The sequence below is a fragment of the Rhizobium sp. BK456 genome (genome assembly GCF_014194045.1).
GTDB classification, from domain to species: Bacteria; Pseudomonadota; Alphaproteobacteria; order Rhizobiales; family Rhizobiaceae; genus Rhizobium; species Rhizobium redzepovicii.
Genome location: NZ_JACIAO010000001.1, coordinates 76,782 through 99,390, shown reverse-complemented (window position 1 = coordinate 99,390; position 22,609 = coordinate 76,782). Strand labels below are relative to the sequence as shown.

At 63.0% G+C, this 22,609-nt stretch carries 20 protein-coding genes and 1 pseudogene; 10 read left to right on the top strand and 11 right to left on the bottom strand.

Going from position 1 to position 22,609, the window contains the following annotated elements; all coding sequences use genetic code 11:
- Positions 1-32: 32 nt before the first annotated feature.
- From FHX03_RS00535 to FHX03_RS00520, 4 genes are all read right to left on the bottom strand, one after another.
- Positions 33-1,559 carry an ABC-F family ATP-binding cassette domain-containing protein gene (locus FHX03_RS00535; protein ID WP_183851986.1) on the bottom strand — a complete coding sequence of 509 codons (1,527 nt, stop codon included), beginning with the start codon at positions 1,557-1,559 and terminating at the stop codon, positions 33-35.
- Positions 1,560-1,727: 168 nt separating this feature from the next.
- Positions 1,728-1,922, bottom strand: coding sequence for a hypothetical protein (locus tag FHX03_RS00530; RefSeq protein WP_183851983.1), 195 nt, complete (start codon positions 1,920-1,922; stop codon positions 1,728-1,730).
- Positions 1,923-2,099: 177 nt separating this feature from the next.
- Positions 2,100-3,695, bottom strand: a complete 1,596-nt coding sequence (locus tag FHX03_RS00525) for an ABC-F family ATP-binding cassette domain-containing protein (protein WP_183851981.1) — start codon at positions 3,693-3,695, stop codon at positions 2,100-2,102.
- Positions 3,696-3,978: 283 nt separating this feature from the next.
- Entirely contained in the window at positions 3,979-5,544 is a 1,566-nt protein-coding gene (locus FHX03_RS00520; protein WP_183851979.1) for a helicase HerA-like C-terminal domain-containing protein, read from the bottom strand.
- A gap of 221 nt (positions 5,545-5,765) precedes the next feature.
- On the opposite strand from FHX03_RS00520, the gene FHX03_RS00515 reads away from it, so the two are divergent.
- From FHX03_RS00515 to FHX03_RS00505, 3 genes are all read left to right on the top strand, one after another.
- Positions 5,766-6,158, top strand: a complete 393-nt coding sequence (locus FHX03_RS00515) for a hypothetical protein (RefSeq protein ID WP_183851977.1) — start codon at positions 5,766-5,768, stop codon at positions 6,156-6,158.
- Between the two features lie 102 nt (positions 6,159-6,260).
- Complete coding sequence (locus FHX03_RS00510; RefSeq protein WP_183851975.1) at positions 6,261-6,716, top strand: NUDIX hydrolase; 456 nt, start codon at positions 6,261-6,263, stop codon at positions 6,714-6,716.
- A 189-nt stretch (positions 6,717-6,905) separates the two neighbouring features.
- Entirely contained in the window at positions 6,906-7,229 is a 324-nt protein-coding gene (locus FHX03_RS00505) for a hypothetical protein (RefSeq protein ID WP_018241198.1), read from the top strand.
- 15 nt (positions 7,230-7,244) lie between these two features.
- Here FHX03_RS00505 and zwf read toward each other — a convergent pair whose 3' ends face one another.
- From zwf to FHX03_RS00485, 4 genes are all read right to left on the bottom strand, one after another.
- Positions 7,245-8,762, bottom strand: a complete 1,518-nt coding sequence (gene zwf / locus FHX03_RS00500; protein WP_097627592.1) for a glucose-6-phosphate dehydrogenase — start codon at positions 8,760-8,762, stop codon at positions 7,245-7,247.
- Between the two features lie 350 nt (positions 8,763-9,112).
- Positions 9,113-9,883: a trans-aconitate 2-methyltransferase gene (gene tam / locus FHX03_RS00495; RefSeq protein ID WP_183851973.1), complete on the bottom strand. Its 771-nt coding sequence runs from the start codon at positions 9,881-9,883 to the stop codon at positions 9,113-9,115.
- A 110-nt stretch (positions 9,884-9,993) separates the two neighbouring features.
- Positions 9,994-11,268, bottom strand: a complete 1,275-nt coding sequence (locus tag FHX03_RS00490; RefSeq protein ID WP_097627596.1) for a hemolysin family protein — start codon at positions 11,266-11,268, stop codon at positions 9,994-9,996.
- 462 nt (positions 11,269-11,730) lie between these two features.
- A complete protein-coding gene (locus tag FHX03_RS00485; protein ID WP_183851971.1) occupies positions 11,731-12,210 on the bottom strand; it encodes a cupin domain-containing protein in 480 nt (159 codons plus the stop codon).
- A gap of 183 nt (positions 12,211-12,393) precedes the next feature.
- Here FHX03_RS00485 and FHX03_RS00480 point away from each other — a divergent pair.
- A pseudogene (locus FHX03_RS00480) lies at positions 12,394-12,569 on the top strand (sugar phosphate isomerase/epimerase); the annotation flags it as partial.
- A 23-nt stretch (positions 12,570-12,592) separates the two neighbouring features.
- Here FHX03_RS00480 and FHX03_RS00475 read toward each other — a convergent pair.
- Positions 12,593-13,636: a zinc-dependent alcohol dehydrogenase family protein gene (locus FHX03_RS00475; RefSeq protein ID WP_183851969.1), complete on the bottom strand. Its 1,044-nt coding sequence runs from the start codon at positions 13,634-13,636 to the stop codon at positions 12,593-12,595.
- A gap of 249 nt (positions 13,637-13,885) precedes the next feature.
- Between FHX03_RS00475 and FHX03_RS00470 the strand changes: the two genes are divergently transcribed.
- Positions 13,886-14,773, top strand: a complete 888-nt coding sequence (locus FHX03_RS00470; protein WP_097627602.1) for a branched-chain amino acid aminotransferase — start codon at positions 13,886-13,888, stop codon at positions 14,771-14,773.
- Positions 14,774-15,055: 282 nt separating this feature from the next.
- Here FHX03_RS00470 and FHX03_RS00465 read toward each other — a convergent pair whose 3' ends face one another.
- Positions 15,056-15,958, bottom strand: coding sequence for a LysR family transcriptional regulator (locus FHX03_RS00465; protein ID WP_183851967.1), 903 nt, complete (start codon positions 15,956-15,958; stop codon positions 15,056-15,058).
- Between the two features lie 135 nt (positions 15,959-16,093).
- Between FHX03_RS00465 and FHX03_RS00460 the strand changes: the two genes are divergently transcribed.
- From FHX03_RS00460 to nadE, 4 genes are all read left to right on the top strand, one after another.
- Positions 16,094-17,284 carry an HlyD family secretion protein gene (locus FHX03_RS00460; RefSeq protein WP_183851965.1) on the top strand — a complete coding sequence of 397 codons (1,191 nt, stop codon included), beginning with the start codon at positions 16,094-16,096 and terminating at the stop codon, positions 17,282-17,284.
- 76 nt (positions 17,285-17,360) lie between these two features.
- Positions 17,361-18,971 carry an MDR family MFS transporter gene (locus tag FHX03_RS00455; protein WP_183851964.1) on the top strand — a complete coding sequence of 537 codons (1,611 nt, stop codon included), beginning with the start codon at positions 17,361-17,363 and terminating at the stop codon, positions 18,969-18,971.
- A gap of 21 nt (positions 18,972-18,992) precedes the next feature.
- Positions 18,993-20,198, top strand: coding sequence for an adenylate/guanylate cyclase domain-containing protein (locus tag FHX03_RS00450; protein WP_097627610.1), 1,206 nt, complete (start codon positions 18,993-18,995; stop codon positions 20,196-20,198).
- A gap of 136 nt (positions 20,199-20,334) precedes the next feature.
- Positions 20,335-21,168: an ammonia-dependent NAD(+) synthetase gene (nadE, locus tag FHX03_RS00445; RefSeq protein ID WP_097627612.1), complete on the top strand. Its 834-nt coding sequence runs from the start codon at positions 20,335-20,337 to the stop codon at positions 21,166-21,168.
- An 11-nt stretch (positions 21,169-21,179) separates the two neighbouring features.
- On the opposite strand, the gene FHX03_RS00440 is transcribed toward nadE, so the two are convergent.
- Positions 21,180-21,863: a glutathione S-transferase N-terminal domain-containing protein gene (locus FHX03_RS00440; RefSeq protein WP_183851962.1), complete on the bottom strand. Its 684-nt coding sequence runs from the start codon at positions 21,861-21,863 to the stop codon at positions 21,180-21,182.
- 114 nt (positions 21,864-21,977) lie between these two features.
- Between FHX03_RS00440 and FHX03_RS00435 the strand changes: the two genes are divergently transcribed.
- On the top strand, positions 21,978-22,589 hold the full coding sequence (locus FHX03_RS00435; protein WP_183851960.1) for a TetR/AcrR family transcriptional regulator: 612 nt from the start codon (positions 21,978-21,980) through the stop codon (positions 22,587-22,589).
- Positions 22,590-22,609 lie beyond the last annotated feature (20 nt).

The window sequence follows — 22,609 nt, the reverse complement described above, 5'->3', positions numbered from 1 at the left end:
TCGCGGCGGAGGGGGCGGCGGCGCCGCCCCCATCACCGATCTGATCCCACCGAAGCGAAAAACCTTTCCGGGCTCTCCGCTTCCACCAACTTCTTCTTTTCGATCAGCCAGAACCGATTTCCCACCGCCCGCACGAAACTGCGGTCGTGCGAGACCAGCAGGCAGCTCGCCTCCTGCGCCATCAACTCGCTCTCCAGCGCTTCCTGTCCCTCGATGTCGAGGTGGTTGGTCGGCTCGTCGAGCAGGTAAAAATTCGGCTCGGTCAGCCTGAGCACCAGCATGCCGAGCCGCGCCTTCTGGCCGCCGGAAAGCTGGCCGATCGGTTTTGCCTGCATGTCGATCGTCAAGCCGGCGCCTGCCAGCAAGGCGCGCGCCCGCTGGTCACCGACATCGAAGCGGCGGATGATCGTGCCGATCGGCGTATCGCTGTCGGCAAGATCGGCAAGCGCTTGGTCGCCGTAGCCGAGCACGAGCGAGGGCGTCGCCTTGATGCTGTCGCGCGCTGTCTCCGGTCTTTCGATCGCCTGTTTCAGCATCGACACCAGCCGCGACTTGCCGGCGCCGTTGAGGCCGAGCAGCACGATGCGGTCGCCCTGGCAGATGAACTGCCGGCCGGTCTTGAACAGCGGCGTTCCATCGGGCGTCGTCACCACCGCATCCTCCAACGTCACCAGCACCTTGGCATGGGTGCCGCGGTTGGCGAGCCGGATCGCCCCGGCCGAGCGCTCCAGATGCGCCGGTTTTGCCGCGTCCTCCAGCTTCTCCGCCCGTTGCCTGAGCTGCTTCGTCTTGACGACGAGCAGGTCGCTGCCGGAATTGATGCCGATATTGTTGAGCTTCGCCGCCTGCTTGCGCAATTGCTCCGCCACCTTCATGTCGCGCTCGTAGCGCCGGGCTTCGGAAGCGTCGGCCTCGTCGAGCGCGGCGCGCGCCCTGGTATAGGGCAGGGCGAAGACCGGCGATTGCTCCGGCCGCAGGAACAGCGTCCGGTTGGTCGTCGCATCGAGGAAGGCGCGATCGTGGCTGGACAGGATAACCGGCACGTCGCGCGGCAGCGCGTTCAGCCAGCTCTCCACTTGCCCGATCTTTTCGAGGTCAAGATGGTTGGTCGGCTCGTCGAGCAGAAGCACGTCGGGCTCGCTCACCCAGGTGCGGGCAAGCATGGCAAGCCGCTGCCATCCGCCGCTCAATTGCTTCAGCGGCCGGCTCCGCATGGCCTCCGGCACGTCGAGCGATTCCAGCACGACGTCGACCCGCCAGCTCTCGCTTTCGGCCTGATCGGCCGGCAGCGCCTGCAGCACCGCATCGTAAAACACCGTGTCGAAAAGGGCAGGCGGCACATTCTGCGCGACATGCCCGACGGTCAGCCCGCGCGCCTTGGTGATCTCGCCCTCGCTCGGCTCCAGCGCACCGGTGATGCAGGCAAGCAGCGTCGATTTCCCCCGCCCGTTGGCGGCGACGAGGCCGATGCGGTCGGCTGAATTGACGACAAGATTGAGTTTCGAAAATAAAGGATTGCCCAGCGTCACGCCGAGATTGCGGATATTGATGAGGGTCATGATCGTTCTCTGGTCTGACCGGGTGTCGACGCGATCCGGGGCGTTCAGCCATCACGGGATTGCGCCTATCGGGCCCGGGAAAATGACAGGAATGGGCGCGGTATTTCGCACGGCGCCGCATTGGCCACGAGGGCAGACCAGGAAGAGATGTCGAGAAACGGTCTCTGGTCAGCCCTGCAAACGCATTTGCAGGGCGTTGACGGGACCACGCTGGCGATGATGCCGGAAATAATATTGCATAGCGTGATCCTCCTTTCTCGAACGGGTTTCAGGATTGAAATACCATTGCCTGGAGTAGGAGGCAAGAGAACCGCGGTTGCCAGGAACTCCGTAGCGCCGGTGCTGCCGGCGCTCGGCACTCATGAGAGTCTCATCCTGAGGTGCCCCGCAGGGCCTCGAAAGACGAGGCGGGTGCACTGGCGGTGGATGACACGCATCCCGCACAGCCGCATTATACAGCAACGGCAACGTACAAGGATGAGGGAGGTTGGAGGATGCCGCGCCCCTGTTAGGCGGGCGCAAGTGGCTGTCTCTCTGCGCCTAACCCGCCGGATCGCCGCCAACCAATTCCAGCCGCCGCTCTATCCCGATACTCTCGAGAAACGTCTCGTCATGGCTGACGACGATGAGCGCCCCGTCATAGGCGCTGAGACCCGCCTCGACCGCTGATATCGAGTCGATGTCGAGATGGTTGGTCAGCTCGTCGAGGATCAGTAGCGGCGGCGGTGCGGCGCCGAGAACACAAGCGAGGCCGGCGCGCAGCAATTGCCCGCCGCTGAGCGTCGAGACCGCCTGTAGCGCCGCATCGGCCCTGAACATGAAGCGGGCAAGGGCCGCCCGGCAGGTGTTTTCATCGGAAAGCGGATTGATCCGGCGGAAATTGTCGCGGATCGAAGTTGAGGGATCGAGAAGGTTAACCTTCTGATCGAGCATGGCAAAGCCAGTCAGGACGGCGACAGTGCCGGCCCAGGGCGCGAGTTCGCCGGTGATAAGCGCCAGCAGCGTCGTCTTGCCCGAGCCGTTGCTGCCGGTGACGGCAATCCGTTCGGGCCCCGTCACGGCGAAAGAGAGATCGCCGATGACCGGATCGCCCGGCCGGTAGCCCACGGTGACGCCCTCCAATTTCAGCACAGTCTTATTGGCGGCGAGCCCGGTCGGCGGCAGGCGCACCGACAAGGGCTGGAGGATCTCGATCCTCGCGCGCGCCGCCTTTGCGTCTTCCTGTGCCGCCGCGCGCCGGCGTTCGGCAAGGCGGGCGTTGTCGCCGCCGGTCGTTTCGCTCCGCTCCTTCATGCCGCCGAGCATGATGCGCGGGATGCCGCCCTTGGCGGCCATCTTTCGTCCGGCGCTATCCCTGTGCGCCTGGCGCTCCACCGTCGCCTGCGCCTTGCCGGCAACCTCGGCAATCCGCTTTTCGGCATCGGCGAGGTCATGCCGTGCGGCCGCAAGCTCCAGCGCCTTGCGCTCGCGATAATGGCTCCAGTTGCCGCCGTAGCGGGTGGCGCCGAGCGACGTCAATTCGACGATTGCATCCATGCTTTCGAGCAGTTCCCGGTCATGGCTGACGATGATTGCCCCGGCCCGCCAGCCCGATATCAGTGCGATCACCGCCGCGCGGCCCTCGCGGTCGAGATTGTTTGTGGGCTCGTCGAGCAGCAGAAAATCCGGTTCGGCGAAGACCAGGGCGGCCAGCCCGGCACGGGTGCGCTGCCCGCCAGAGAGCGCGGAAAGCCGTGTCTGCGGCTGTGCGTCGAGCCCGGTGCGATCAAGGGCCGCAGCCATGCGCGCCTCCAGCGTCCAATCCGCCGATGAAAGTTCTTCGGCCGTTGCCGTGCCGGTTTCGGCCCGGTGAAGAAGGCCAAGCGCATCGGTCGCGCCGAAGAGATCGGCCACCGTTTCGTCAGGTGCGACCTGAACGCTCTGCCGGAGAATGCCGAGGCTGCCACTGACCGAAAGCGTCCCCGATTGCGGGCGGATGTCGCCGGAGACAAGCTTCAGCAGCGTCGTCTTGCCGACGCCGTTGCGCCCGACGAGACCGCTGCGGTCCGTCCCGAAACTCAGGTCGAGATCGGAAAAAAGCGGCCGCCCGTCAGGTGTGGCCCATGAAATTTTGGAGAGAGTGATGGATGCAGGCATGGATGTGGATTTCCCTGTTGGCAAGGCGAACTGGCGTTGCGATCAGGTTGAAATCCATTGCGGCACACATCCTGTTGAAATGGTCGATAGCAGGGGATTTAGGGAAGAAAGACGTCGGGTTCAAGGCAAGGCGGCGATTCTGCATTCTTTCAGGCATACCCCAACTTGCCCCCCACCAGGGTTCAGTCGCGAAAATGCAGGCCGATCAACAGCCCAGCCAGCATCGACCAGGGTCTAGCCATAGGTCTCGACCCATCCTGTGGATCCGAGAAGCGAGGCAATCCTACCGCTTCAGGCTCCCCAATATCCCGCGCACCAGCGCCCGGCCGACCTGGGTCGCCACTGTGCGGGCGACGCTCTTCATCGCCGCTTCCACCACCGTTTCGCGTTGGTAGCCGGAAGACCGGCCGCGTGATTGGCCGCGGCCCTGCTGGTTGTCGTCATTGCCGCCGCCGAAGCCCGGCAGGTTCCAGCCGGAGGTCGTGCCGCCCTGTTGCTGAGGCGCTTCTTCCTGGGCTCGCTTGGCGGCTTCGGCATCGGCCGCCTTCTTCGCCCGTGCGGCCAGCAGTTCGAAGGCGGATTCGCGGTCGATATCCTCGTCATAGATGCCGAGAACCGGGCTCCTGTCCATGATCTGCCGGCGCTCGTCATCCGTCACCGGGCCGACGCGGCCGGATGGCGGGCGGATCAGCGTGCGCTCGACGATCGAAGGCGCGCCTTTGGCCTCCAGCGTCGAGACCAATGCCTCGCCGGTGCCGAGATTGGTGATGACCGTGGCGCAATCGAAGGCCGGATTCGCACGGAATGTATCGGCCGCCGTCCTCACCGCCTTCTGTTCACGCGGCGAATAGGCGCGTAGCGCATGCTGTGCCCGGTTGCCGAGCTGAGCGAGCACCGTTTCCGGCACGTCGAGCGGGTTCTGAGTCACGAAATAAACACCGACGCCCTTGGAGCGGATCAGCCGCACCACCTGCTCGACGCGTTCGGTCAGCACCTTTGGCGCATCGTTGAAGAGCAGGTGCGCCTCGTCGAAGAAGAAGACGAGCTTCGGCTTGTCGGGGTCGCCCACCTCGGGCAGTTCCTCGAACAGCTCGGAGAGCAGCCAGAGCAGGAAAGTGGCGTAAAGCCGCGGGTTCATCATCAACTTGTCGGCGGCAAGCACCGAGATCTGGCCGTAGCCGTTATTGCTGGTGCGCATGATGTCGGAAATCTTCAGCGCCGGCTCGCCGAAGAAATGTTCCGCACCCTGCTGTTCGAGAACGAGCAGCGCCCGTTGGATCGAGCCGACCGAGGCTTTGGAGATCAGTCCGTACTGATTGGAAAGCTCGCTGGCGTTCTCGCCCATATAGTTCAAGAGCGAGCTGAAATCCTTGAGGTCGAGCAGCGGCAGCCCGCCCTGGTCGGCGATCTTGAAGGCGATGTTGATGACGCCTTCCTGCGGTTCGGAGGCATCCATCAGTCGGGCAAGCAGCAGCGGTCCCATCTCCGCGATGGTGGTGCGCACCCGGTGGCCCTTCTCGCCGAACAGATCCCAGAAGATCACCGGAAACTGGTCGAATTCGTAATCGGTGAAGCCGATCTGCTCGGCGCGCTTCGTCAGGAAATCCCTGGGCTCGCCCTTGGCGGCGATGCCGGAAAGGTCGCCCTTGATATCGGCCGCAAACACCGGAACGCCGGCGCGGGAGAAACCTTCGGCCAGCACCTGCAGCGTCACCGTCTTGCCGGTGCCGGTAGCACCGGTGACGAGGCCGTGGCGATTGCCGAATTTCAGGTCGAGATATTCCGGCTTGTTGATGCTGTCATCGGGATTGCGGCTCGCGCCGATGAAAATCTTGCCTTCCTCGATCATTCGGAATGCTCCCTTGGGGCTCTGCCGCCATTTATGAGAAGGCTTGCTTCCGCTGCCTTCATCGAACCATCGTTTCCCTGTTATAAGCAGGCAGGCGCATGCGGACAACTGTTTGCATTGAAAGCAAAACTGGACAAAGCGCCGCCCGGGGAGGGCCGGCTTGAGTTGCTGTGGAATTTCGAATAACGTTGACGTTAACGTCAAAAAACAGGAGGCTGACGATGAATGAAATTGTGACCCAGATCGCCGATCGTGTGGGTATTGCGCCTGATTTGGCCGAAAAGGCGCTCGGCATGATGCTCGGCTTCCTGCAGCGCGAGGCCGCCGATGGCCCGGTTGCCAAGATGATCGAAGCGATCCCCGGTGGCGCCGATCTCGTCGCCCAGTTCAACGGCGCAGGTGCCGGCGGCGGCGGTCTGCTCGGCGGGCTGATGAGCTCGCTCGGCGGCGGCGGCATCATGGGGCTCGGCCAGCAACTGATGGGCGAAGGCCTCGGCATGGGCGAAATCACCTCGCTTGCCAAGGAAACCATCGCGATGGCCAAGCAATATGCTGGCGAGGAACTCGTCGACGAGGTCGTCGCTTCCGTCCCGGGTCTCAGCCAGTTCGTCTGAGACGAGAGATCAGGAGCCCCGCATTTTGCGGGGCTCATTGTTCTCGCTTCGGAAGCACCGGAGTGAAGAGCATCCGCGGTCCCTTGGATGGAAGGAGAGCCCATGGCCATCTGGCGCCCATCGCAGCAGATCAGGGTGAAGGTGATCGGCCTCGCCTGGCGGAAAGACCAACTGCTCGCCGCCGAAGTGGAGGATGACAGTGGTCGCATCAAGGGCGTTCGCCCGCTTGGCGGCGCCATTGAATTCGGCGAAAGCCGCGAAGAGGCCCTGCAGCGCGAATTCCAGGAGGAACTCGAGACCGATATTCGCATCGTCGGCCCCTGGCATCTGCTTGAAAACATCTACGAGCATCACGGCGCGACCGGTCACGAATACATCTTTGCTGCCGATATCAAGCTGGCCGAAGCGTCGCTCTATGAGCGCGATGAAATCCACTATTCCGAACTCGACGAGACGGCGGCGACGGCGCGCTGGTTCGGCCGCGACAGGCTGCGCGACGCCGGCATCGATCTCTATCCGACAGGTCTCGACAAACTCCTGGCGCGCTGGCGCGATTGAGCCTGATATCACCCGCTTTGAGGTGGCTTCGGCCGATCGCCAAACTTTGATCGTCTGCGGCCCGCTTCCGGGGGAACAATGAGCTGGCATCGGCTGTTGCTAGAGGAATTCCAGCAAAAGTGTGCAGCGGTTTTGCGTCCGGAATTGCGTGAGACAAAAACGATCGCTGAAACCAGAAGGAATAGCATCATGCGCAGGTTTATTGCAGCAACTTCGATCGCTCTCCTCAGCCTCTCCGCCCCGGTTCTTGCCCAGTCGAACATGGGCATGGATGCCAGCGGCCGGATCGACGGCACGCCGCCGCTCGGCACCGCGCCGGGAGTTGAAACGCAAAGCGGGCTGATAATCCCGCTCGACTCGATCGAAACCGGCAGCATCGACAACGAGCCTCTAAGCGGTCCGGTCGACTGGGCGCGCTGCCCGCCGCGCAAGGCACGCGGAGCGCTTGCCACCGAGGGCGGCAAGAGCGGCGCCTCGGTCAGCGCCGCATGCCGTGATAACGGAAACCAGTAACACCAGGGGAGGGCGCTATTTGCCGTTCTTCTTGTCGTGATGCAGGATGACGCCGAGTTCATGCCACTGCCGCCTGTCGCGCTGGATCAGTTCGTCGGCTGAGGCCGGTCCCATGCTGCCCGGAGCGTAAGCGTCAGGCACACTCTGATCCCCAGCCCAGATGTCGAGGAAGGGCTGCACCGCCGCCCAGCCGGCCTCGATGCCGTCGGCGCGCTGGAACAGCGTCTGGTCGCCGATAAAGAGATCGTAGAGCAGCGATTCATAGCCGGTCGTCTTGGCGATATCGAATTTGTCGGCATAGCGGAAATCGAGCGAGACCGGCACGGTATCGACGGAAAGCCCAGGCGATTTGATCGAGATTTCCATGCTCATGCCCTCGTCCGGCTGCACCTGGATCACCAGCCGGTTCGGCGGCAGGCGGCTCTTGACATCGGTCTCGCGAAACTGTGCGAAGGGCACCGGCTGGAAGGTGATGACGATCTCGGTGTCGCGCGCCGTCAGCGCCTTGCCAGTTCTGAGATAGAAGGGCACGCCGGCCCAGCGCCAGGTATCGGCATAGAGCTTCAGCGCCACGAAAGTCTCAGTCCTGCTGTCGGGCGAAACGTCCTTGGTGTCGCGATAGGCGGGAAGCTGAGCACCATTGAGCGGGCCTGCGCCATAGGCGCCGCGCACGCCGTGCGTCTTGGCCTCATCAGGCGTATAGATGCGCAACGCCTTCAGCACCTTGCTCTTCTCGTTGCGGATTGCCTCGGCATCGAAGCTGTTCGGCGGCTCCATGGCGATCATCGCCAGCAGCTGGAAAAGATGGTTCGGCACCATGTCGCGCAGCGCACCTGTCGCATCGTAAAACTTGCCGCGGCTGCCGACATCGACGATCTCGGCGGCGGTGATCTGCACATGGTCGATGTAGCGGCTGTTCCACAAGGACTCGATCATCATGTTGGCGAAACGCGCCGTCATCAGGTTCTGCACCGTCTCCTTGCCGAGGAAATGGTCGAGCCGGTAGACTTGGCTTTCCCCGACCTGGGCGAGAATCTGCGCATTGAGCGCCTGCGCCGAGGCGAGATCGGTGCCGAACGGTTTTTCGATCGCGACACGGCGGAAGACGCCATCGCTTTCATCGGTCAGCCCATGGGCGGCGAGCTTCTCGACGATCGTCCCGAAGAAGGATGGCGGCACCGCGAGATAGAAGGCGGCATTGGCATTCGGCCCCAGCCGCTTGCCGATCTCGATGAAAATATCGTCCTTGGTGAAATCGCCTGACGTATAGGAAATACGCCGGCGCAGGCTTTCCCAGGCTTCGTCCTTTTGCGTCTGCTCCTCGCCGCTCAGATGGCTGAGGAAGTCGTCGAGCCGCCCGCGCAGGAATTCATCGTCACCTGGCTCGATGCCGATGCCGAGAATGTGGAGATCCTCGCCGACGAGGCGGCCGCGCGTCAGATTGATGATCGCCGGTACCAGCAGCCGGCGCGTCAGGTCTCCCGTGGCGCCGAAGATGACGAGGGTGACCGGCGGGGTAGGGGTAGCGTCCATGATGTCATCTCCGAGTTTTTCCGGCCGACTATAATGCGCGCCGGTTTGGCCGCAACATATGAGGGCGGGGGATAACACGCATTTGACATTATCTGGGGCGTGCTGGGGACGCAGCTCCTCAGTCCGGCTGCCCAAGACCCCTTCCCAACCCCTCCTCGCAAGGGGAGGGACTAAGCTGTGGTGTCGGGCAGTGACCAAAGGGAGGGGTCTTGCAGGCTGTTACCGTTCGACGGATGGTTACGATTGAGGATTAGTGAACCCATGCGGCATCTTAGCCCCTCCCCCTCGTGGGGAGGGGTTGGGGAGGGATTTGGCTTCGTCCTAACTGGAAAGCACTGATCAGCAGCCGACTACCCCTTCACCGCCACCATAAAAATCCGCGGAAACCGCAGCAGCACCCGCCCATCCGACATCTTCGGATAAGCCCTTGCCACCCGGCCGAGATAATCCGCCAGAAAGGCCTCGCGATGCTGCTCGCCGGCCTGGGCCAGATAGGGCATCAGCCCGGTTCCCTTCACCCATTCGACAATATCTGCCGCATCCGCCATCGGGTGATTGTAGATGGTGTGCCAGATATCGACGCGGGAGGCCTTGGCGATCAGCCTGGAGTAATAGGCTGATGGCGCCGGCAGCCCCTTGCGTCGCACGCTCTTTCCCTCGAAGGCGGCCTTCCAGGGCCCCACATGCGCGCTCTCCTCCATCAACAGGTGGGTGGGTTCGCCGAGATTGTCGGGCATCTGCACCGCCAGCACGCCGCCGGGGGAAAGCCCGTCCATCAGCCGGTCGAAAATATCGAGATGATCGGGCAGCCATTGGAAGACGGCATTGGCAAAGAGCAGGTCGGCGGTTTCAGTCGGCTGCCAGCTGCCGAGATCGGCTTCGACGAAGGCGGTGCCGGGAAGCCGCTTGCGGGCGGCCTCCAGCATGTTGAGATCGCTGTCGAGGCCCGAAACGCCTTCCGCCCCATAACGCTCGATGATGAGCTCGGTCGAATTGCCCGGCCCGCAACCGAGGTCGACGGCGCGGCGGATGCTCTGCAGCGGCACTTGCGCCAGAAGGTCGCGTGCCGGCCGTGTGCGTTCGTCCTCGAATTTCACATATTGGCTGGCAGACCATGCCATCGCGTTTACTCCTGATATCAGGCCACACTTTCCATGCGGCGGATGCGGATTTCGTCCAGGTTGCGGCCGTCGGGCCCGATGATCTCAAGCGAAGCAGGCCCCGCCGAGCTTCACTCCGCAGACACAAGTATCTTGTCGACGCGCCTGCCGTCGAGATCGATGACTTCGAAGCGCCATCCACCTCTGGTGAAACTCTCGCCCAGCTCAGGCAGATGTTTCAGCTCTTCCAGCACTAGGCCGGCCACAGTCTGATATTCGAGATCGTCATCGAGCTTGAGATTCAGGAATTCGGCGAATTCGTCGATCGGCGTCCAACCGGACACCAGGTAGGAACCGTCGTCGCGGCGAGCGATGGCCTGCTCGTCCACTGGTCCCTCCTGCAGAGCCCCCATGATCGCTTCCAGAATGTCGCCTGACGAAACAATCCCCTCGAAATGGCCGTACTCGTCAAAAACCAGCACCATGTGGACTGGCGATTTCCGGATCGCTTCGATCACATGGATGGCGGTTGAAAGGTCGGAAACCACCGGCACGTCCTGCGTCAAGGCCTTGATATCGGCACTGCCGTATTGCGACACCGAGTCGTAAAAATCCTTGACCGGAAGGATGCCGATCACCTCGTCCGAACTGCCCTTCCGAACCGGCAGCCGGGACCGTTTCGTCCGATGCAGCTGAGCTCGAATTTCATCAAGGCTGTCGTCGATATCGATAATTTCGACGTCGCGCCGGGGCGTCATCAGCGCTCGGGCGGTGCGGTCCGCCAGCCGCATGACGCCGGATATCATCGCCGACTCTTCGCTTTCGATCACGCCGGCCGACTGCGCCTCGGCCAAAACGGTTTTGATCTCCTCGTCGGAGACGTTGTCGCCGCCTTTTCCTGTTTGGCCCAGGAGCTTCAGTACAAGATTTCCGGAGGCGTTCAGCAGCCACACGAGCGGCAGCGCGATCTTTGAAAGCAACGCCATGGCGGGCGCCATTCTCGCCGCAACGGCTTCGGGCTCCCGCAATGCGATCTGCTTTGGAACAAGTTCGCCGACGATCAAGGAGAGATAGGTGATGGCGACGACGACTGAACCGACGCCGATTGCGTCGGAGGCCGTTGACGACATCCCCTGCGCCTGCAGCCATCCTGCCAAGCGGCCCCCGAGCGTCGCCCCTGAGAAGGCGCCCGAGAGAACACCGACCAGCGTGATGCCGATCTGAACCGTGGAAAGAAATCGGCCGGGGTTTTCGGCAAGTTTGATGGCTTGCGCCGCACCCTTGCTGCCATTGTCGGAGAGAACCTTGAGGCGGGCCGTTCGAGAAGACACAACGGCCAACTCCGACATGGCGAGTACACCATTGAGGATGGTGAGAAACGCCACAATTCCAATTTCCAGAAACACAGGGACCCTATTCGTTGAGGTTTTATGCCGCATCCCTAGCGATGCGGCGAGGCGTTCGAAGAGACGCTATATCAGCATCGCCCTTCGTCTTTCCATTGTCGTGTTAACATCGAGGCGGCCCGTCATTCGCAATGATCCGGAAGATACCAGCGCTCTGCGGGATCAACCGAGCGAGGCGGAGGCCATCGCGTCTACAGCGGTCGCCACCTTCCTCGGTCGGGAAATCCCGGCTGGAACGGGCGGAGCTTGTACTGGATGGGTCGCTGTCGGGCATGTCGCAATTTTGGCGGTGAAATGCTATCGGCGCAAGAGGCGCCGGGCAAAATCATCTCACCGCAGCGATGTGACAGTTTCGAAAAGGACGGCGGAGCCGTGTTCCCGGCTGGGCTTTCCGGAGAATTTTTCGCATTTCTGCATGATGCCAAAAAAGCTCGAACGTTCCAACATCATGCGTTCGCGCCGTCAAGCCGCCAGAATCGTAATCCCGTAAGCATTGGCGGCTGCCGTCATGCGGGCGATGGTCTCTGTCGAAGGGCTGGCCTTCGGAGGCTCTGTTACGCCTTCCGCTTCGATGAATTCGGCCATGTCACGATCGACGACGGCGGAAAAGATTGCCGGGGCGGTTCCGCGATTGGAATAGCCGTGCACCATGAAGGGGGGAATGGCAACGATGTCGCCGGCGCCGGCCTCGATTTCTTCGGGGCCGTTGTCCGTCAGCCGCCAGATCGTCAGGCATCCCTCAAGGATGCGGAACACCTCTGGGCTCGCATGCGCATGTCTCGGCGTCCGGCTGCCTGATGGTACGGTGACGTCGAAGAGATTGAGCCAGTTTCCGCGGATGCGAAGCCGCCGCTCGATCCGCTCGCCGAGGACGAAGTAGCGCTTCGCCTCATCCCCCGTCTCTTCACCGGCATGCACGTTCACAAATGAGTTGGACATCATGTCTCTTTCTTTTTCTTGCGGACTTTTCCTGCTGGCCCTTTCTTGCGGGCGCAGCCGTTAGACCTTTGCGCCGGCTTTGGCAACCATCACAATATATGCGCCAGGAAACCGACGTCCCCGATATCGGTGCGGCGGGACGTTTTCGCAAGACCTGCCGGGCTGCGGCAAATGGGCCGGATCGGTGCGGGTTTCTATGCCGATCGCCACTGGAACCTCGGCGAGGGCTCGATCCACTGGCACGCCGTCTTCGCCGCCCTTGCCAGGCTCGAAGGCAATCCGCCCTGATCATCGAGATCAAGGATAAGTCGAAGATCCGGGCTTCGGCTGCCTATCTCGCTTCGATTGGGGTGGCCGAATAGGGGCAGTTGGCCATCCGCCTGCCTCATGAAAACCGCGTGATCACGCTGATCCCCGTCGCCTCCGCCTTGTCGAGCGCCATCAGCGCCGGCACGGCTTCCTCGAGGCTGATGCGGCGGCCGATCAGCTTCTGCGGGGCGATCTTGCCGGCCGCCAGCATCGACAGCATGGCGTCGTAGCGCCAGGCCTGCATGCCGTGGCTGCCGTAGATCTCCAGCTCGTGGCCGATCACTTGGGCCATCGGGATCTGCGGCGCGGCATGTTCGCCGAGCATCAGCCCTACCTGCACATGCCGGCCGCGCCGGCGCAGATTCTTGATCGAGTTGAAGCAGGTGGCGGGGTGGCCGAGCGCGTCGATCGAGACATGCGCGCCGCCCTTGGTGATCTCGCGCACCGCCTCCGCCACGTCGGCGACGCCGGAGGCGTTGACGGTCGCTACCGCTCCGCATTCTCTGGCGAAGGCAAGCTTCTCCTCGGATATGTCGATGCCGATCGCATTGGCGCCGAGTGCCGTGGCGATCATGATCGCCGACAGGCCGACGCCGCCGCAGCCGTGCACGGCGATCCATTCGCCGGGGCGGGTGCGCGCCTGGTCGGCGACGGCGCGGAACGAGGTGGCGAAGCGGCAGCCGAGGCTTGCTGCCGTCGCATCGTCGATCGTATCGGGCAGATGCACCAGATTGGTGTCGGCATAATCGATCGCCACATATTCGGCGAAAGATCCCCAATGGGTGAAGCCCGGCTGGAACTGGTTCGGGCAGACCTGCTGGTTGCCGGAATGGCACTCGGCGCAATGGCCGCAGCCGGAAACGAAGGGCACGGTCACCCGGTCGCCGACCTTGAAACGCATCACGCCGCGGCCGGTGGCGACCACCCGCCCGGCAAGCTCGTGTCCCGGCACATGCGGCAGGCGGATATCGGGGTCGTGTCCCATCCAGCCGTGCCAGTCGCTGCGGCAGAGCCCGCTGGCGCCAACCGATATGACGACGCCGTCTTCGGAAGGCGTGGGATCGGGCAGGGTGCGGATCTCGGGCGCCTCTTCGAAGGCTTCATAATACATGGCTTTCATCGGCGTCTTCCCTTGCGGCTATCTCGCGATTTCTCCCCATGATCGCATGCAGCAGGCCGCCATTCCAACATCCAGTTCCATCATTTTTGCTGATGCACCCATCGCTTCGCCGCGGGCACCGCGCACGAATATTGCGGCCCGGCGCCATCCTCCGGCATTTTCTTGCTTCCGCATTTGCCGCCCGGATTTGTCCTTGACCCGGTTCACCGCAGGGGTTTTTGCTGTCCCGACTTCAGAGGGGAGGGCAATATGGCCGTCGATACATCACCGCGTTCAACCACCTGGACTCATGTCGACGGGGAGTGGCTTTCCGGCAATCCGCCGCTGATCGGGCCGACCTCGCATGCCATGTGGCTCGGCTCCACGGTTTTCGACGGTGCCCGCTGGTTCGACGGCATCGCGCCGGATCTTGACCTGCATTGCCAGCGCATCAACCGCTCCGCGCTCGCCATGGGGCTGAAGCCAGTGAAATCGGCTGATGAAATCGCCGCACTCGCCTGGGAGGGCGTCGGGAAATTCGACGGCGCCACGCCGATCTACATCAAGCCGATGTATTGGGGCGAACATGGTTCGCCCGGCAGCATCGTCTCCGTCGATGCGGAATCGACCCGCTTCGCGCTCTGCCTGTTCGAGGCGCCGATGGGCGGCCATGGCGGCACCAGCCTCACCGTCTCGCCCTACCGGCGCCCGTCGCCGGAGACGGCGATGACCGAGGCGAAGACCGGCTCGCTCTATCCGAACAGTGGCCGCATGATTGCCGAAGCCCGCAGCCGCGGCTTCGACAATGCGCTGGTGCGCGATCTCAACGGCAATGTCGTCGAGACCGCTTCTTCGAACGTCTTCCTGGTACGTGACGGCGTGGTGATGACGCCGGCCGCCAACCGCACCTTCCTTGCCGGCATCACCCGCGCCCGCGTCATGGACCTCTTGCGCAAGGCCGGCTTCGACGTCTTGGAAACAACGCTGTCCGTCGAGGATTTCCTCGCCGCCGACGAAATCTTCACCACCGGCAACTACTCCAAAGTCGTCGGCGTCATCCGCCTCGACGACCGCAACCTCCAGGAAGGCCCGGTCACCCGCAAGGCGCTCGACCTCTACATGGACTGGGCCCATGGAAGAAGCGAGAGCGAGGAGTGAGCAGCGGTTCGGCGCAGCCGAAGCAATCGATCCAGTGAATCGATTGCAATGACGAACGCCCGAAGCGCAAGTGAAGGGCAGGGTTGTTCGGAGACGCAGAGCAAGGCCCGCCCCTCATCCGGCTGCCGCCACCTTCTCCCCGTGAACGGGGCGAAGGGGGTATGCCGTGAACCTCTCGTCCCTCCCCAACGTCTCGCGGGGCACGTCCCCTCTCCCCGTCAGAACGGGGAGAGGGCTAGGGTGAGGGGCAGCCTCTCGCGCTGAGGTCTGCCGCCTCACGCCTCACGTCATCCACTTCCGATGCTCCGCAAATCTCTCCGCCAGGAGGTCGATGAACAGCCTTACCTTGGTCGCCAGATGGCTGCGGTTGGGATAGACGGCGTTGATGCTGAATTCGACCGGGCGGTAGTCCGGCATGATCTTCACCAGCCGTCCTTCGGCGATGTCGTCGAAGACCACGAAGCTCGGCGCCAGGAAGATGCCTTTTCCGTTCAGCGTCAGGAAACGCAGCATCTCGGCGCTGTTGGAGACGGCGTTACCGCCGACCTTGACGCTTTCCTGCCGGCCTTCGCCATCCTCGAAGCGCCATTCCTCGCCATGGGGGTAATAGGCATATTGCAGGCAATTGTGATCGGCAACCTCGGCCGGTTTTTGCGGCATCGGATGGCTTTCGAAATAGTCCGGCGAGCAGACGAGCACATGGCGCCAGGGCGTCAGCTTGCGCGCGACGAGCGATGAATCCGGCGGCGGCACGGTGCGGATCACCAGATCATAGCCGTCCTCGATCATGTCGACCATCCGCTCGCCGATGCTGAAATCGAGCGCGATCGACGGATAGAGTTCCATATATTCGCTGACGACGGGCAGCAGGAAACGCACGATGGCGCTGCTGGTATAGACCTTCAGCGTGCCGCGCGGCGTGGTGCTGAGTGCGCCCGCCGTCCGGTCGGCCTCGTCGAGTTCTGCAAGGATCTGCGAGGAGCGTTCATAGTAATATTTGCCGGTTTCCGTCAGGCTGACCTTGCGCGTCGTGCGGTTGAGGAGCCTGACGCCGAGCCGATCCTCCAGCGATTGCACGTGATTGCCGACCATGGTGACCGACATGTTGAGCCGGCGCGCGGCGGCGGAAAAACCGCCGCATTCCACCACGCGGCCAAAGACTGTGAGGCTTGTCAGCCGATCCATATTGCCCTCGGATTATCCGCTGAGAGTTGATGATCCTTCCCGATTTAAGCAGATTATCACAATGAACGGCAGGGTGCATTGTCCCTTCGATCGAACAGGGCCTCTCAACGGGGCCGGCATTGAAGGAGAAACATGATGGTTGAGTTGCCCCGCAAGGACGTTTTCGACACTGCCCGGCAGGCCGATGCCACGCCTGCGGCCGAAGCGCCTGTCGTCGAAGCCGCTGCTAAGGAGACGCCGAAGAAAACCGGCCGCAGGACCGTCAAGCGCGCGGTCATCGCCGCAGCATTGCTTGCTGGCGTCGGTTTTGCCGGCGATTTCGGTTACCGCTACTGGACGGTCGGCCGCTTCATCGAATCCACCGACGATGCCTATGTGAAAGCCGATTACACCACCGTCGCCCCGAAGGTCGCCGGCTATATCAGGCAGGTGCTGGTCAATGACAACGACTCGGTCAAGTCAGGCCAGGTTCTCGCCCGCATCGACGACCGCGACTTCCAGGCGGCATTGTCGCAGGCGAAGGCAGCCGTGAAGGCAGCCGAAGCCGCCGTCGCCAATATCGACGCCCAGATCGCTTTGCAGCAGTCGGTCATCGGCCAGGCCAAGGCGACGATCGATGCATCGCAGGCGTCGCTGGATTTTGCCGTTTCCGATGCCGCCCGCTCGGCCCGGCTGATCACCAGCGGTGCCGGCACGCAATCGCGCGCCGAACAGAGCCAGTCGGCCCGCGACCAGGCGGCCGCCGCCGTCGAGCGCGACCGGGCAGCCCTCGTCGCGGCCGAGAACAAGGTGCCGGTCCTTGAAACGCAGCGTCAGCAGGCAATTGCCGAGCGCGATCGGGCGGCTGCTGCCGCCCAACAGGCCGAACTCAACCTGTCCTACACTGATATCGTCGCCGCCGTCGACGGCACGGTCGGCGCCCGTTCGATCCGCGTCGGCCAATATGTCACCTCGGGCACGCAGCTGATGGCCGTCGTGCCGCTGCATGCCGTCTATGTCGTCGCCAATTTCAAGGAGACGCAGCTGACCCATGTCCGCCCCGGCCAGCCGGTCGAAATCAAGGTCGACAGCTTTCCCGACATGGCGATCAAAGGCCATGTCGACAGCGTTTCGCCGGCGAGCGGCCTCGAATTCTCGCTGCTGCCGCCTGACAACGCCACCGGCAATTTCACCAAGATCGTCCAGCGCATCCCGGTCAAGATCGTCATCGACGACGAGGCGCTGAGCGGTCTGTTGCGCTCGGGCATGTCGGTCGAGCCCGAAATCGATACCAAGGCTGCAGAGACCTCGGTCACCGGGGAGGGAGTATCCCGCCACGCCGGATAATCCTTCCGCCGTTTCCCAAATTCGCCCGAACCCCGTCATGAGAAGGTTTTCCGTGAGAACCGGAAAGAGATCAGCCATGGCCACTCTTCAGATCGCCGCAAACAGCAATTCGCTCACGCGCCCCGCCGCTAGGGCGCCCGCCACCATCAGCCCGGTCCGCATGTGGATGGCCGTCGTCGGCTCGACGCTCGGCGCCTTCATGGCGGTCTTGAACATCCAGATCGTCAATGCTTCGCTTGCCGATATCCAGGGCGCCATCGGCGCCGGCACGGATGACGGCGGCTGGATCTCGACCTCCTATCTGATCGCCGAGATCGTCGTCATTCCCTTGAGCGGCTGGCTGACACGGGTCTTCTCGCTGCGCAATTACCTGCTTGTCAACGCCATCCTCTTCCTGATCTTTTCCGTCGCCTGCGCCTTTGCGGCCAATCTGCAGCAGATGATCGTCCTGCGCGCCATTCAGGGCTTTTCCGGCGGCGTGCTGATCCCGATGGCCTTCACCATAATCATCACGCTGCTGCCCAAGGCGAGGCAGCCGATCGGCCTGGCGCTCTTTGCCCTTTCGGCCACCTTCGCACCGGCCATCGGCCCGACCATCGGCGGTTATCTGACCGAGAACTGGGGCTGGGAATATATCTTCTACGTCAACCTGGTGCCCGGCGCGCTGATGATCGGCCTGCTCTTTGCCTCGCTCGACCGGGCGCCGATGACCCTGAAGCTGCTCGCCAAGGGCGATTGGCCTGGCATCGTCACCATGGCGATCGGCCTGGCAGCTCTGCAGACGGTGCTGGAAGAGGGCAACAAGGAGGACTGGTTCGGCTCCGATTTCATCCTGCGCCTGACTGTTATCGCCGCCGTCTCGTTGACGCTGTTCATCATCATCGAGCTGAAGACGGCCCATCCGCTTCTGAACCTGCGTCTGCTGGTGCGCCGCAACTTCGGCTTCGGCATCGTCGCCAACTTCCTGCTCGGCATCGCGCTTTATGGTTCGGTTTTCGTGCTGCCGATCTATCTCACCCGTATCCAGGGTTATAACTCCGAGCAGATCGGCATGGTGCTCGCATGGACTGGCATCCCGCAGCTGCTGCTGATCCCGCTGGTGCCGCGGCTGATGAAGCGTTTCGACATCCGGTTGCTGATCGTCGTCGGCTTTGCCCTTTTTGCCGCCTCGAACTTCATGAACGTGCACATGACCGGCGATTATGCCACCGACCAGCTGTTCTGGCCGAACATCGTGCGCGCCATCGGCCAGGCGCTTGTCTTCACCCCGCTCTCGGCCATCGCCACATCAGGCATCGAGCCGGAGAATGCCGGTTCGGCGTCCTCGCTCTTCAACATGATGCGCAATCTCGGCGGCGCGGTCGGCATCGCCTCGCTGCAGACCTTCCTGTCGAAGCGCGAACAGTTCCACTCGAACATCCTGACCAACTCGGTCTCCGTCTTCGAGGAAGCCACGCGCGATCGCATTGCGAGGCTCACCGGCTACTTCATGAGCCACGGCGTCAGCGATCAGGCGCTGGCCAGCCACAAGGCCGTTGTCGCCATCGCGCTCAAAATACGCAAGCAGGCCAATATTATGGCCTTCAGCGACACTTTCTTCCTGCTCGGCGTCGCCCTTGTCGTCGCCCTGCTGGCAAGCCTGCTTCTCAGCAAACCCGGTCAACTCTCCGGCGGTGGCGCTCACTAGAGTTTGATGGAGGAGAACACCATGACATCAACGATCCATGCCCCCGATACCAGCCGGTTTCTGCCAAGGGCGGCCGGCAGTGCCGTCAGCGCCGGCGCGCTGCTCTCGATCATCGAATGGCTCTCCGGCGACGAATGCCACGCCCTCGACGAGGCGGGCCTCGTCTCCGGCCTCGGCCGCAGGCTTCAGGCGCTTGGCCTGCCCGTCGACCGGGTGACCCTGCATCTGATGACGCTGCATCCTGAGTTCATCGGCCGCACCATCGCCTGGGCGCCGGGCGAGCCGGTCGAGATCCACGACCGCGAACACGGCGCCCGGGTTGCGATTGCCAATACGCCGCTGCGCAAGGTCATGGACACTCGCGAACCGCTGGTGGTCGGTGCCGGCGAAAGCATGCATGGCCGCTGGCAGCATATCGACGTCTTTGCTGATCGCGGCCTGATGCAGCTCGTCATCGCGCCGCTCTGCAATGGCGACGGCCCGGTCAGCGCCGCCGTCTTTGGCACCAGGCGGCCGGGCGGCTTCACCGCCTCCGAGCAGCAGCTGATCGAACGCATCCTGCCGGCGCTGCGCAATACCAGCGAACTGCGCGTTCTTCGCCAGGTCGAGCTCAGCCTGCTCGACACCTATATCGGCCCGCTGACGGCAAGCCGGATCCTGGCGGGCCGCATCCGCCGCGGCGAGATCGAATCCATGCAGGCGGCCCTGCTGCTCTGCGATCTGCGCGGCTTTACCGAGCTGTCGAACCGGTTGCCCGGCAGCACCGTGCTCGGCCTGCTCAATGCCTATTTCGACAGGATCGTGCCGGCGATCACCCGCGAAGGCGGCGAACTGCTGAAATTCATGGGTGACGCCGTGCTTGCCTTCTTCCCGGGCTATGATGCCGCCCATTCCTGCGGTGCGGCTCTTGCCGCAGCCCGCGCCATGCTCGATGAGATCGACCATTTCCAATATGAGGGCATCGGCGTGAAGGCCGGTATTGCCCTCCACTACGGCGAAGTCAGCTACGGCAATGTCGGCTCCGGCCGCCGCCTCGACTTCACCCTGATCGGCGGCGACGTCAATCTGGTCAGCCGCATCCAGACCGCCTGCAGCGAGCTGGGAGAAGCCTTGCTGATGTCGGCGCCGTTTCGCAGGGAGGCCGGGGCAGGGGATGCCGTCTCCGTCGGAGCGCATGGGCTGAAGGGGTTTGCCGAGCCGGCGGAGCTCTTTACGATCGTACGGTAGGCCGCCCAATCCAGTGATCCGAAATCCGACGCTCACTTGCATAAAATGCATGGCAGGTCTGCCCGAAACGGCTTCGTCTTTCCTCATCTTTTCGCCATAGTGGCGCCGGAATTCCGTAAGCGGGGAGGAAGAGCTTATGACTGTGCTGTTCGACGAACAAGGCGAGATCATCCGCGAACTGGGTGTCGCCGCCGAGATCGACCCTGAGCGGGAGATCGCGCGGCGAACCAATTTCCTCAAGGATTATCTGGTCGCTTCGGGCATGCGCGGCTACGTGCTCGGCATCAGCGGCGGCGTCGATTCGCTGACGGCGGCGCTGTTGGCTCAGAAGGCCGTGCGCGAGCTGCGTGACGGCGGCCATGCGGCCGAATTCATCGCCGTTCGCCTTCCCTACGGCGTCCAGGCCGATGAGGCCGACGCGAGCCGAGCGCTGGAAACCATCGGCGCCGACCGCTCGATGGTGGTCAATATCAAGGCCGCGGCGGATGCGATGCTGGCCGCCGCTCAGGACGGCGGCCTTGCCTTCGCCGATGCCGGCCGGCAGGATTTCATCCTCGGCAACATCAAGGCCCGCCAGCGGATGATCGCTCAATTCGCTTTGGCCGGCGCGGTTGGCGGCCTCGTCATCGGCACCGATCATGCGGCCGAAGCAGTCATGGGCTTCTTCACCAAATTCGGTGATGGCGCCGCCGATATTCTGCCGCTCGCCGGTCTCAACAAGCGCCGCGTCCGCTTGCTGGCAAAGCGGCTCGGTGCCCCGGACGAACTGGTCTTCAAGGTGCCGACCGCCGATCTCGAGGATCAGCGGCCGCTGCGCCCCGACGAGGAGGCCTATGGCGTCTCCTATGACGAGATCGACGATTTTCTCGAAGGCAAGCCGGTCGGCGAGATCGCCCGCCGCCGCATCCTTGCCGCCTATCGCTCCACCGCCCACAAGCGCGCTTTGCCGGTGGCCGTCAACGCCCTCTGACAGGCCTGATGTTACGGCCGTACCGGCGAGCCGGTCCGGCCTGATGAGGCGAGATAGGCCTGCGGCGCGAAATAGATGCCGTCCGCGTCGAAGGCCTCGAGCTCTTCGGCCTGCAGCGCTTCACGCACTTTCGTGCGTGCCGCCACGCGGGCCATGAAGCCGTGCAAGCCCGGCCATTGCTGGAGATCGATGCCGGTCCAGGGCGACCAGTTCAGGCAGACGAAGAGATAGGCATCCGCCACCGTGAAGGCCTCGCCGGTGAGATAGGGACCGGCAAGGCGGCTGTCCAGCCAGGCAAGCCGCTTCGATATCAGCGCCCGGATTTGCTCGTGCACGCTCGCATAAAGCGGGTTGAACAACAGCACCATCGGCTTGTGCAGCTCGGCAGTGATGAAATTCAGATAGGATTGCACCTCATTGCGCTTGAGGTCGCCGACCGCCGGCAGCATGGCCGATCCTTGCGGCACACTGTCGGCGAGGAACTGCACGATCGCCGGCCCTTCGGTCAACACCTTGCCATCGTCGAGCATTAATGCCGGCACGTAACCGTTGCCGTTGATTGCGAGATAATCCTTGCCGTCGCTTGTTCTGTGGGTCTGCCGGTCGACCTGGACGAGTTCGATGTCGAGCCCCAGCTCCCGGCAGACGATATGCGGCGAAAGAGAGCATGCCGCGGCGTGCATATAGAGTTTCATGACTGGCTTCCTTCTGATGAGGCGGGCGATGCCGCCCGTTAATGGCGTTGAACTTCTGTACTGTTTCGCATAAAATGACCCTCGTCAAGAATTTAATGCGAAACGGTACAGAATATGAAGGACGAGAAGAAACGCGGCCGCCCCAGGGCCTTCGACGCCAAGGCGGCACTCGGCAAGGCGCGCGACGTTTTCTGGGACAGGGGCTTTGCGGCTGCCTCGCTCGACAATCTGAGTGCTGCGACCAACCTCAACCGCCCGAGCCTTTACGGTGCCTTCGGCGATAAGGAGGATCTTTATCTCGATACGCTGGAAGGCTATCGGCAGGACGGCATGGATGCGCTGTCTGAGGCGCTCGATCCGTCACTTCAGCTGCGCGACAATCTCGCCCGCGTCTATGAGAGCGCGCTTTCGATCTATTTGCATGGTGAAACTGCCGCCCGCGGCTGTTTCCTGATCGGCACGGCAACGGCCGAGGCGATCCAGCATGAGCGCGTCCGCGAGGTGCTCGGCCGCAGCCTCAGCGATTTCGACGGCGAGATCGAAAAGCGCATGCGCCTTGCCGTCGAAAGCGGCGAGCTTCCCGAGGGCGCCGATCCGCAGGCGATGGCGAGGCTCGCCTCCGCCGTCATGCATTCGCTTGCCGTGCGGTCTCGCGCCGGCGACAGCCGCGAGACGCTGGAAGCGATTGCCCGCTCCGGAGTCGAGCTGATCTGCGGACGGCGCTAAGCTGGAGCATGATGCCGAAA